The following is an 11,775-nucleotide window of genomic DNA, read 5'->3' as shown; positions in this document are numbered from 1 at the left end:
GGATGAAATTGCAGCAAAACCACTTAAAAGAGCACGTTATTTCTACAGTTCTTTGAATTTATCCGCGAAAAGAGCCACTTTTTCCCAGTTGGTGTACTCCACTTCTTTAGTCGTGTCCGTTTCACCACCAGTCATCGACATAATGAACTTAATCATCATTTTGTCGAACCAACCGTAGCGCGGATAATAAAGGGCACCAGCGAAGACTCCAATTAATGTTGGCTTCCAAGGAGATTTGATTAGGAACTTACGAATGTAGGCACTTCCTTCTGGGGTATCTTTCCCTTGGTCTTCTTTGCGGGCGGTTAAGTTCACACAGAAGAAAGCCACTTTATTCTGTTCTAGCTGAGTGAGGTTGCGTTCAATAAATTGGTATAGCTTCTTATTTAGGTGACCATAACGAATAGAGGCACCAATGAGCACTTTTTCATATTGGCTGAAATCCATCGTCTCTACATTATGTAAATCCACCAGCTCACATTCAAAGTCTGTTAATTGCTCTTCTATATAGTGGAAGATTTTTTTGGTTTGCCCTTCACGAGAAGAGTATAGAAATAATGCTTTTGCCACGATTTCCCCTTAACTACGCCAAAACGTCGGCGTGAGTAGAATAAGTAAGGTAAATATTTCCAGACGACCAAATAGCATGGAGACGATCAGCACCCATTTCGCTTTGTCGTTTACATCACCAAAGTGAAGTGCGACTTCGCCCAATCCAGGGCCAAGGTTGTTGAGTGTCGCTGCTACGGCAGAGAATGCACTTAACTCATCCATGCCTGTTGCAATCAAACCCAACATACATACCACAAACACTAACGCGTATGCTGAGAAGAATCCCCATACAGCATCGACCACACGTTGCGGTAGTGCACTACCTCCGACTTTGATGGTGTAAACCGCACGAGGATGAACCAGACGTTTAAGTTCACGCGCACCTTGTAAGGTAAGAAGCAAAATGCGGATCACTTTCATACCACCACCAGTCGAACCTGCGCATCCTCCTATAAAAGAGGAGAACAGTAGCAACACTGGCAAAAACAATGGCCAATCTGCAAAACCGGTTGTGGTGAAACCTGCGGTTGTCGAGATTGAGACAGTTTGGAACAATGCTTGGTCAAACGCATCATAAGGTGATGTGTAAGAGTGGTGCTTCAATAGTAGTAAGAAGCAAACCAAAAACAGTAACACCTGAATAAAGATGAATGCGCGGAACTCTGGGTCTTTCCAATAATACTTAGGATGAACCCCACCAGAGGCAAATGCTGCAAAGTGCAGAGTGAAGTTACAAGCAGAGATCAGCAAGAACACCACGGTAATCAGGTTAATCGCGTAACTGTCGAAGTAGCCCATGCTGGCATCGTGAGTTGAGAAGCCACCAATCGCAATGGTAGAGAAACTGTGGCTGATGGCATCAAACGGCGTCATGCCCGCGAGCCAAAAAGCAACCGCACAAGCGATTGTCAGGCTTAAATAGATGTACCACAGCGCTTTTGCTGTCTCGGCTATGCGCGGGGTCATTTTGGTATCTTTCACTGGACCCGGAATTTCTGCGCGGTACAACTGCATCCCACCGATGCCCAACACTGGCAAAATAGCGACCGCGAGTACAATGATCCCCATCCCACCAAACCATTGTAGAAATTGGCGGTAGAACAAAATCGCTTTAGGTAATTCATCAAGGCCGACAATAACGGTCGCCCCTGTCGTAGTTAAAGCAGAGAAGGATTCAAAAAAAGCGTCAGTCACAGAAATGTTGGGATTATCTGCGATTAAAAATGGAAGCGAACCCGCGCTGCCCAAAACCGTCCAGAAAAGAACAACGATAAGAAAGCCATCACGTGATTTGAGCTCATGTTTATGCCGACGGTTAGGAAACCAACACATCGCTCCACAAAAAAGCAGCACAAAAAAAGTCGTGACAAAAGGTACACCAGCGCCGTCTCGATAAAGAAGCGCAACCAGTGCGGGTGCCAACATGGTGACACTAAAAAGCGCGAGCAAAAGCCCGACGATTCGAATAATTGAACGAAATTGCATGGATTGATTGACTAGCGAAGCTGTCCCTGTTGCTTCCTGGTTTTCATTATTGTCCGTCGAGTGGGGTTACAATTGCCTTTGCCCCACTTTTATTGATGATAGCTTGGGTAAACGCGCTCACTTCACGAAGCTCAATTTCCACCACTAATATTACCTGATCGCTATATTCAGCAGCGACTTCTACCGCACCAAATTGAGGCATGATCGACTGGGCGATAGGCATAAACCCATAGTCTAACGTTAGTCTGAGTTTTGTGGTTATTTTTTTCTCAATAGTTTGAAGCAGCTTGAGAGCTTGCTGCACCCCGCCGCCGTAAGCTTTGACTAAACCTCCAGTACCAAGCTTGATGCCCCCTGAATATCGCGTCACTACCGCAGTGATTTCTCCCACGCCAGAGCCCGATAGCTGCGCCAAAATTGGCTTGCCAGCAGTCCCGGACGGCTCGCCGTCATCGCTAAAGCCCCATTTCATTGAATCTTCAGGTCTGCCCGCTACGAATCCCCAGCAATTGTGTCTTGCATCCGAGTGTTTGGCTTTAATTTGATCAACAAACGCCTTCGCCGCATCAACGCTTGGCGTGTGTGCGAGGTAGGTAATAAAGACACTTTTTTTGATTTCTTCTTCAAACAGAGCAGGCGCAGAGGGAATCAGATAAGGCTGGTCATTCATAGCATTAGGTCAATGTTTACTTTGCTCGAAGTCTATCACGAGAGTGAATTCAGAGTCGCATAAGATCTGCCACAGCGCACAATGTTAAACACTTGTTTAAAAAATGTATTGAAATTAAACAATCCGCGATCCAAACTAACTTTACTGGTCAAACCAGAATAAGAATAAACGACTTCCTCGATACTTATTTGCCGACGAATTCAGCACTAACAATAGGTATACAGACAATCCACGATTGTATGTCATGGAGATAGACAATGATTTACCAAGCCGACACCCTACAGGTAAAGGAAATACAAGATGGCATAGCAGAGCTGAGCTTCTGCTCCCCTAAATCCGTAAACAAGCTCGACCTAGCAACACTAGAGTCTCTCGATAAGGCTCTTGATGCGTTGACTTCACATCAAGGTCTAAAAGGCTTAATGCTCACTTCAGATAAAGACGCGTTCATCGTTGGCGCAGACATCACTGAATTCTTGGGCCTCTTCGCTAAAACAGACGCCGAGCTCGATCAATGGCTACAATTTGCCAATAGCATCTTCAATAAACTAGAAGACTTACCCGTTCCGACAATCTCAGTACTTAAAGGTCACACACTTGGCGGCGGCTGTGAATGCGTACTGGCTACCGACATGCGTATCGGTGACAAGACCACCAGCATTGGCCTACCAGAAACCAAACTGGGCATCATGCCAGGCTTTGGTGGTTGTGTGCGTTTGCCGCGTGTTATCGGTGCAGATAGCGCGATGGAAATCATCACGCAAGGCAAAGCATGTCGTGCAGATGAAGCATTGAAGATTGGTTTATTGGATGCTGTGGTTGAAACTGATGCGTTGTATGAATCCGCATTGCAAACACTGACTTCAGCTATCAACGAAAAGATCGATTGGCAAGCACGTCGTAAACAAAAAACCTCACCACTGACACTCAGCAAGCTAGAGTCAATGATGAGCTTCACGATGGCAAAAGGCCTAGTGGCACAAGTAGCCGGTCCACACTACCCTGCGCCAATGACAGCCGTTATCACGATTGAAGAAGGCGCACGCTTTGCGCGTAACGAAGCGCTCGACATTGAACGCAAATACTTCGTTAAACTCGCGAAATCAGAAGAAGCCAAAGCTCTGGTTGGTCTGTTCCTCAACGACCAATACATCAAAGGCATCGCGAAAAAAGCGGCGAAATCAGCAAGCAAAGACACTGAGCGAGCAGCGGTATTAGGTGCAGGCATCATGGGTGGTGGCATCGCTTACCAATCTGCGCTGAAAGGCGTGCCAGTATTGATGAAAGACATCGCCCAACCATCTCTCGATTTAGGCATGACCGAAGCGTCTAAACTGCTGAACAAACGCCTTGCTCAAGGTCGTATCGACGGCTTCAAGATGGCGGGAATTTTGGCATCAATTACCCCAAGCCTACATTACGCAGGCATCGAAAACTCAGATGTGATTGTTGAAGCCGTTGTCGAAAATCCAAAAGTAAAAGCAACGGTACTGAGCGAAGTCGAATCGCACGTTGGTGAAGACACCGTCATTACATCAAACACATCGACGATTCCAATCAACTTATTGGCACAATCACTTAAACGCCCAGAAAATTTCTGCGGTATGCACTTCTTTAACCCTGTGCATCGCATGCCTTTGGTTGAAATCATCCGTGGTGAAAAAACTTCTGATGAAACCATCAACCGCGTAGTGGCTTACGCAGCGAAAATGGGTAAATCCCCAATCGTCGTGAACGACTGTCCGGGATTCTTCGTCAACCGCGTATTATTCCCGTACTTTGGCGGTTTCAGCATGTTGCTTCGTGACGGTGCAGACTTCACTAAAGTCGACAAAGTCATGGAACGCAAATTTGGCTGGCCGATGGGCCCGGCGTACTTGCTTGATGTAGTCGGCATCGATACTGCACACCACGCACAAGCGGTGATGGCAGAAGGTTTCCCTGAGCGAATGGGAAAACAAGGTCGTGACGCGATTGATGCTCTATTCGAAGCCAACAAATACGGTCAGAAGAATGGCAACGGTTTCTACAGCTACACCATTGATAAAAAAGGTAAGCCTAAGAAAACCTTCACTGAAGATATCTTGCCAGTACTGGCAGACGTCTGCGCGGATAAACAAGAGTTCGATGAGCAGACCATCATCCAACGTATGATGATTCCGATGATCAACGAAGTGGTGCTGTGTCTGCAAGAAGGCATTATTGCAACTCCTCAAGAAGCAGATATGGCGCTGGTTTACGGCCTTGGTTTCCCTCCATTCCGCGGCGGTGTATTCCGCTACCTAGACAGCGTAGGTATTGCTGAATTTGTTGAAATGGCAAAACAGCACGCTGATCTAGGCGCGATGTACCATGTTCCGCAAATGTTGATTGATATGGCGGCGAAAGGCGAAAGCTTCTATGGCGCGCAACAGCAAGGTTCTATCTAAGGAGGGATTCCCAAAATGACTAATCAAACCAGAAACGTTGTCGTAGTCGATTGTCTACGTACCCCAATGGGTCGCTCTAAAGGTGGTGCTTTCCGTCATACTCGTGCAGAAGACCTTTCTGCGCACCTAATGAAAGGCATTCTGGCACGCAACCCACAAGTGAACCCAAGTGAGATTGAAGACATCTACTGGGGCTGTGTGCAACAAACGCTTGAGCAAGGCTTTAACATCGCGCGCAATGCAGCGCTGCTTGCTGGCCTACCAATTGAGATTGGCGCAGTAACCGTGAACCGTCTGTGTGGCTCATCTATGCAAGCCCTGCATGATGGTACTCGTGCAATCATGACAGGTGACGCGGAAATTTGCCTGATCGGCGGTGTCGAGCACATGGGTCACGTACCAATGAACCACGGTGTAGACTTCCATCCTGGCATGTCGAAAAATGTCGCCAAAGCCGCTGGTATGATGGGTTTAACCGCTGAAATGCTTGGTAAGCTTCATGGTATCAGCCGTGAGCAACAAGATGAGTTTGCGGCGCGCTCTCACGCTCGTGCTCACGCAGCAACATTGGAAGGTCGCTTTAAAAACGAAATCCTACCAACCGAAGGCCACGCAGCAGACGGTACGTTGTTCCAGTTAGATTACGATGAAGTGATTCGTCCAGAGACCACCGTTGAAGGTCTGTCTCAACTTCGCCCGGTATTCGACCCAGCGAACGGTACCGTAACAGCCGGTACATCTTCAGCTCTATCCGATGGTGCATCCGCAATGCTGATCATGAGCGAAGAGAAAGCCAATGAACTTGGTTTGAAGATTCGCGCACGAATCAAAGGCATGGCGATCGCAGGTTGCGATCCATCCATCATGGGTTACGGCCCTGTAGCTGCAACGCAAAAAGCGCTGAAACGTGCAGGTCTTGCAATTGAAGATATGGACGTTGTCGAGCTAAACGAAGCGTTTGCAGCGCAATCTCTGCCATGTGCGAAAGACCTAGGTCTGCTTGAGGTGATGGACGAAAAAGTGAACCTGAATGGCGGCGCGATTGCTCTAGGTCACCCATTGGGTTGTTCTGGTGCACGTATCTCAACAACACTTATCAACCTAATGGAAGCCAAGGACGCCAAATACGGCCTTGCGACCATGTGTATCGGTCTTGGTCAGGGTATCGCTACTGTCTTTGAGCGCCCGTAACCCTTAACATCTCCAGTTAGGTAATCAACCAATACCAGCAAAATTTGGTATTACACTTAAGGCGGCATCTTATGTCGCCTTTTCTTTTATTAGGCACCCTACAATTTATGCACAAAACGCATAAATTAGATGATGAAGTTTCATTTTATTCATAAATAAAGAAGGCATACACTTACAGGCAGTTAATGGCTTGCTGCTCGTGGCATTCCTGCCGCGCTATCGCACACTCGGAGAACCTTATGTTTAATGCTCTAGTTCTAAACCAAGAAGACAAACGTACTATCGCAAACATCGAACAAATCGATGAAACACAACTGCCGGAAGGCGACGTACTGATTGACGTTGATTACTCATCGTTAAACTACAAGGACGGCCTTGCGATCACAGGGAAAGGTAAAATCATCCGCAACTTCCCAATGGTACCAGGCATTGATCTAGCGGGTACGGTCGTAAGCTCTGACGATGCACGCTACCAAGCAGGCGATAAAGTCGTTCTTACTGGCTGGGGTGTCGGCGAAAACCACTGGGGCGGTATGGCGCAACGTGCTCGTCTAAAAGCGGATTGGTTGGTTCCTCTACCAAAAGGCTTAGACAGCAAAAAAGCAATGATGGTCGGTACAGCTGGCTTTACCGCAATGCTGTGTGTTCAAGCTCTGCTGGATGCTGACATCAAACCAGAAGCTGGCGAAATCCTTGTCACTGGCGCCAGTGGCGGCGTAGGTTCGGTGGCAGTGACGCTTCTGGCTCAACTGGGCTACAAAGTGGCAGCCGTTACTGGTCGTGTTGAACAAAACGGTCCGCTTTTAGAAAAACTGGGCGCAAGTCGCATCATCGACCGTGTTGAATTTGAAGAGCCTGCACGCCCACTAGAAAAACAAATTTGGGCTGGCGCAGTCGACACCGTTGGCAGCAAAGTGCTAGCGAAAGTATTGGCGCAAATGGATTACAACAGCGCCGTCGCGGCGTGTGGTCTTGCTGGCGGTTTTGACCTGCCAACCACAGTAATGCCGTTCATCCTACGTAATGTGCGTCTGCAAGGTGTGGATTCCGTGATGTGTCCAACCGAAAAACGCATCGCAGCGTGGGAAAAACTGGTTGAGCTACTACCAGACAGCTATTTCGAGCAAGCGTGTACTGAAGTAGAGCTCGCTGAAGCGCCAAAATACGCCGAAGATATTACCAACGGCCAAGTAACCGGTCGCATTGTTATCAAGCTATAGTCATCAAGCTGTAGCTATAAAGCTATCGTTATCAAGCTACAAGTCAGCACTTCACGTAAATAGAGCCAGCGTTGCTGGCTCTTTTATTATCAGTTCAATCCCATGTCTTCGATTCGCTTTGCAATCAGCCTGCTGCACTCTTCACGCACAACGGAGCGCAGCCATTCTTGAGCAGGAGAATGCTCACAGCGCGCATGCCAAATCATCGAATAATCAAAAGGCGTAAATTGGAATGGCAACGGTTTTACGACTAGGTCATAGCGCTCAGCAACCAGATACGCCAAATCTGCCGGAACGGTAATGATGATAGGCAGAGTATCCACAATCGCCAGCGCAGCTTCTAAATGGTACGCACGCAGCACCATTTTGCGTTGCGGCTTGTCGATCAGAGCTTGCTCAATCAACGCTTTCACTCCGTCACTGATGGCAATCATCGCGTGAGGGTGGCTCAAATAGTCGTCCAAACTCATCTCTTGATTCGCCAAAGGATGCTGTTTGGACAGTAAACACAACACGCCAACGCGACCAAGAATCTCGCTACGCAGCGGCTCCACGGGGCCAGTTGGGCGACAAATGGCGAGATCGGCCCCTTCATAAGTCAACTGATCGGATAAACGGTCATGCTGCAAAGGCAAAAAGTTAAACGACACATTCGGCGCTTCTTGATAAATGCGCGGTAAAGCAAACGGCAGGATAGTTTGCATGGCGTAGTCCGTGGTCGCGATGGTGAACGTCTGATCGCACTGCTGAGGATCGAACTCGACGGGCGACAACAATTGGCGCAGCGATTCCAACGGTTCACCTAAAGAGCGATCAATTTCTAGCGCTTTTTGGGTTGGGATCAAGTGCTGACCTTGGCGCGTAAACAGCGGATCGCCAAGCAGATCGCGTAATCGCCCTAACACACGACTCATCGCCGATTGGCTTAAATTAAGGCGAGTTGCCGCCTTACTGACGCTGCTTTCTTCAATCAGTACACGCAACGCGACTAATAAATTCAGATCTCGGCGATAGATGTCTTCTAGTTCCACGATTTGCCACTTACAATGCGAGGGTTTTATCAAATTGTACTCTTCAGGCAAAAAAAATCCCGCCTTTCAGCGGGGAAGCCCAAGAAAAATGGGGATAGTGTCGGAATGAAGTGTTGGTAAAAATAGGTGAGCGGTATTGTTCATGTTTGATTGAGGCAAGAGGCGCTAATTCTCTTGCTCTGATGCACCTGACCATTTGTGCATCTCAATCCAAATCCCAATAATGGTTGCACTCATGCCTGCTAAAGGCATCAATGAGGTTTCAGCTGGCGTTCTAAGTACCAATGCACAGAACGAGATAAAACACAGCACTGAGTAAATCGTGAGTCTGTCTAACGCTGTTAACATCGCCTCTCCTTGCCAGTTGTTACCAAATTGTTAATTTAAGGTAAAACAAAAAAATCCGTTTGCCAAGTGGTTATTGAATATTTTTTCAACGAACGTAAAATTCACCGCTCAGTTAGTTACGAGAATCACACTATGAGCTTTAATCCTGAACTGGCAACAAAGACGTTAGAGGCGGAAGGACTGCGCTGCCCAGAGCCAGTGATGATGGTCAGGAAGACAATTCGCAACATGCAAGATGGTGAGGTTTTGCTAGTAAAAGCGGACGACCCATCGACAACTCGAGATATTCCGAGTTTCTGCCGCTTTATGGATCACCAGTTGATTGCAGCGCAAACAGAACAACTGCCTTATCAGTACCTGATTAAGAAAGGTTTGGAATAATCTCAGTGAGATCAAAAACGGCAGCCCAGTGGGCTGCCGTTTGTTTATTCGTCATATTCTAGTGTGCGAACTTCAGATTGGAGTTTGTTAAGTTGTTTCTGCATCGCACGTATTTCTTCATGCATTGGAATAATGTGCGCCACCCGAATCCACGCTTCAACCGTCAAGCCAGTAAGAATGAACGTCCCTGCCACAATCGGCAACCACATATCAGTCAGTACCATCGCTAACAAGCACAGCGCCAAACCAAAGGTGAATAAATAACTCTGACTCTTTGGGGTCATCCCCATGTAACGTGTAAGCATAAACTTGCCCTCTCGCTATCATTCACACCATTAAACTACCATGACAAGTATGACACTAATATGTCATCCGTCACGCTACGGAGCGATTTTAAGTCAGAGTTTGAGCTGCGCCACTAATTCGCTAGTTATTGATAATTCGCACCATTTTAACGATTGTTCGCAGATAACGTTTTTCCTTTTCAGGCTACGTTATCCGCTTCAAACCATTAAAAGAAGGCCGCACCAATCGCCAACAACACGAACAAAATAGCGGTTACTTTACGGATCAAACCCAATGGCATCTTGTCTGCTGAAAGCTTACCAATCAACACCACTGGCACGTTGGCCAACAGCATACCAATGGTCGTGCCAAGTATGACCCAACTCAGCGCATCCGCGTATTGCGCGCCTAGAATGGAAGTCGCAATCTGAGTTTTATCACCGATTTCAGCAACAAAGAAGGCAATAAAGCTGGCAATGAATGGTCCACGATTCGAGATCTCTTCGTCGTCATCCAGTTTGTCTGGGATCAGAACCCAAGCGGCCATGGCAACAAAACTGACCACCAGCACCCATTTTAAAACATCAGGAGATAGATAGTCGGCCACTACCACACCTAACCATGCAGCTAAAGCGTGGTTGGCAATGGTCGCCAAAAAGATGGCTGCAATAATGGGAATAGGTTTGCGGTAACGACTGGCAAGTAATAGGGATAGCAATTGGGTCTTATCGCCAATTTCTGCTAACGCCACAGTAGTAATTGAAATAGCTAAAACGCTCACGACATGCTCATTGGGGCGGGATAATTATTTTAACCATAGACAAACCTCACGCCCCACCCCGGTTCGTGATGATTTGTCTAAGGTCTTGCTAAACTTGAAAGGCTTCAAGTCTCGAACGCCATGGTGATTTTGCACCAATTATGTTGACGAACGAACCGGATGAAACAGAGACTTCATCAGGTAAGCTACTCCCCAAAGACAGGCACAATTCTAGCCACCTTTGTTGCGCATCACAAGAGTCAAAGCAGGTGAAAACTCCCTTTTAGGAAAAATACAGCAGATAACGCGGTAAAAATTCATTAAAGGAGAAAATTGCCCACGAATTAATCAAGATTAGCTCTACTCCCATGCTCAATATCTGGTTATACTTGATTGTTATTTTATTCAACCGTAATTACTCTTTATCGCCCTTGTTTGAGTTGAAAAACTCGGCATACGAGACGAATTAATGAGTAACTAGAGAATCGCGCGAACCTGACTTATGCAAAAATACGATATCAAAACCTTCCAGGGAATGATCCTCGCGCTGCAGGATTATTGGGCTCAAAATGGTTGTACCATTGTTCAACCGCTAGATATGGAAGTGGGTGCGGGTACCTCTCACCCAATGACCTGTCTACGAGCGCTTGGCCCAGAGCCAATGTCGACAGCTTACGTACAACCTTCACGTCGCCCTACTGATGGCCGTTACGGTGAAAACCCTAACCGTCTTCAGCACTACTACCAATTCCAAGTAGCGCTAAAACCATCGCCTGACAATATTCAAGAGTTGTACCTTGGCTCCCTTGAAGTTCTTGGTATTGACCCACTTGTACACGACATCCGTTTCGTAGAAGACAACTGGGAAAACCCAACACTAGGCGCATGGGGTCTAGGCTGGGAAGTTTGGCTAAACGGCATGGAAGTAACTCAGTTTACTTACTTCCAACAAGTTGGCGGCCTTGAGTGTAAACCAGTGACTGGTGAGATCACTTACGGTATCGAACGTCTAGCAATGTACATCCAAGAAGTAGACTCGGTTTACGACCTAACTTGGAACATCGCGCCAGACGGCAGCAAGGTAACTTACGGTGACATTTTCCACCAAAACGAAGTTGAGCAATCAACTTACAACTTCGAACACGCAGACGTTGATTTCCTATTCAGCTTCTTCGACCAGTGTGAAAAAGAATCGAAAGAACTACTCGAGCTAGAAAAACCGCTACCTCTGCCTGCTTACGAGCGCATCTTGAAAGCGGCACACGCGTTCAACTTGTTAGACGCACGCAAAGCGATCTCTGTTACAGAGCGTCAACGTTACATCCTGCGCATCCGCAATCTGACTAAAGCAGTAGCAGAAGCATACTACGCATCGCGTGAAGCTCTTGGCTTCCCAATGTGTAAGAAAGAACAAGCGTAAGGG

12 protein-coding genes are annotated in these 11,775 nt (G+C 47.2%); 5 read left to right on the top strand and 7 right to left on the bottom strand.

Translation table 11 applies throughout. The features are described 5' to 3' along the window. Positions 1-42: 42 nt before the first annotated feature. Genes hemG through ACF8OV_RS13340 form a run of 3 tightly spaced genes read right to left on the bottom strand, consistent with a single transcriptional unit; the run spans position 43 to position 2,707 of the window. On the bottom strand, positions 43-570 hold the full coding sequence (gene hemG / locus ACF8OV_RS13350) for a menaquinone-dependent protoporphyrinogen IX dehydrogenase (protein ID WP_005465051.1): 528 nt from the start codon (positions 568-570) through the stop codon (positions 43-45). Between the two features lie 9 nt (positions 571-579). Beyond that, positions 580-2,037: a TrkH family potassium uptake protein gene (locus ACF8OV_RS13345; protein WP_005465049.1), complete on the bottom strand. Its 1,458-nt coding sequence runs from the start codon at positions 2,035-2,037 to the stop codon at positions 580-582. Positions 2,038-2,083: 46 nt separating this feature from the next. Next, a complete protein-coding gene (locus tag ACF8OV_RS13340; protein WP_017449305.1) occupies positions 2,084-2,707 on the bottom strand; it encodes a YigZ family protein in 624 nt (207 codons plus the stop codon). A 257-nt stretch (positions 2,708-2,964) separates the two neighbouring features. On the opposite strand from ACF8OV_RS13340, the gene fadB reads away from it, so the two are divergent. The 3 genes from fadB to ACF8OV_RS13325 all read left to right on the top strand — a co-directional run bounded on the left by fadB (position 2,965) and on the right by ACF8OV_RS13325 (position 7,547). Further along, on the top strand, positions 2,965-5,136 hold the full coding sequence (gene fadB, locus ACF8OV_RS13335; protein WP_005481023.1) for a fatty acid oxidation complex subunit alpha FadB: 2,172 nt from the start codon (positions 2,965-2,967) through the stop codon (positions 5,134-5,136). A 15-nt stretch (positions 5,137-5,151) separates the two neighbouring features. Beyond that, complete coding sequence (gene fadA, locus ACF8OV_RS13330) at positions 5,152-6,327, top strand: acetyl-CoA C-acyltransferase FadA (protein ID WP_203505176.1); 1,176 nt, start codon at positions 5,152-5,154, stop codon at positions 6,325-6,327. A gap of 239 nt (positions 6,328-6,566) precedes the next feature. Beyond that, entirely contained in the window at positions 6,567-7,547 is a 981-nt protein-coding gene (locus ACF8OV_RS13325; RefSeq protein WP_005458694.1) for an MDR family oxidoreductase, read from the top strand. An 89-nt stretch (positions 7,548-7,636) separates the two neighbouring features. On the opposite strand, the gene ACF8OV_RS13320 is transcribed toward ACF8OV_RS13325, so the two are convergent. Together ACF8OV_RS13320 and ACF8OV_RS13315 are read right to left on the bottom strand one after the other, a co-directional pair. Next, positions 7,637-8,578 carry a LysR family transcriptional regulator gene (locus tag ACF8OV_RS13320; RefSeq protein WP_005458693.1) on the bottom strand — a complete coding sequence of 314 codons (942 nt, stop codon included), beginning with the start codon at positions 8,576-8,578 and terminating at the stop codon, positions 7,637-7,639. A gap of 165 nt (positions 8,579-8,743) precedes the next feature. Continuing rightward, the gene (locus ACF8OV_RS13315) at positions 8,744-8,926 is read right to left on the bottom strand and encodes a hypothetical protein (RefSeq protein WP_005458692.1); all 183 of its coding nucleotides are present in this window, start codon (positions 8,924-8,926) and stop codon (positions 8,744-8,746) included. A gap of 132 nt (positions 8,927-9,058) precedes the next feature. Here ACF8OV_RS13315 and tusA point away from each other — a divergent pair, with 132 nt between their 5' ends. After that, on the top strand, positions 9,059-9,307 hold the full coding sequence (gene tusA / locus ACF8OV_RS13310) for a sulfurtransferase TusA (RefSeq protein ID WP_005426051.1): 249 nt from the start codon (positions 9,059-9,061) through the stop codon (positions 9,305-9,307). A 44-nt stretch (positions 9,308-9,351) separates the two neighbouring features. Here tusA and ACF8OV_RS13305 read toward each other — a convergent pair whose 3' ends face one another. Together ACF8OV_RS13305 and ACF8OV_RS13300 are read right to left on the bottom strand one after the other, a co-directional pair. Further along, positions 9,352-9,612, bottom strand: a complete 261-nt coding sequence (locus ACF8OV_RS13305) for a hypothetical protein (protein WP_005497541.1) — start codon at positions 9,610-9,612, stop codon at positions 9,352-9,354. A gap of 206 nt (positions 9,613-9,818) precedes the next feature. Next, positions 9,819-10,373, bottom strand: coding sequence for a TMEM165/GDT1 family protein (locus ACF8OV_RS13300; protein ID WP_005458690.1), 555 nt, complete (start codon positions 10,371-10,373; stop codon positions 9,819-9,821). A gap of 481 nt (positions 10,374-10,854) precedes the next feature. Between ACF8OV_RS13300 and glyQ the strand changes: the two genes are divergently transcribed. Then, on the top strand, positions 10,855-11,772 hold the full coding sequence (gene glyQ / locus ACF8OV_RS13295) for a glycine--tRNA ligase subunit alpha (protein WP_005458688.1): 918 nt from the start codon (positions 10,855-10,857) through the stop codon (positions 11,770-11,772). Positions 11,773-11,775 lie beyond the last annotated feature (3 nt).

Origin of the sequence: Vibrio sp. GLN_1 (assembly GCF_043106015.1) — a bacterium.
In the GTDB taxonomy this organism is placed as follows: Bacteria; Pseudomonadota; Gammaproteobacteria; order Enterobacterales; family Vibrionaceae; genus Vibrio; species Vibrio parahaemolyticus.
This window is presented reverse-complemented; position numbering and strand designations above follow the sequence as displayed.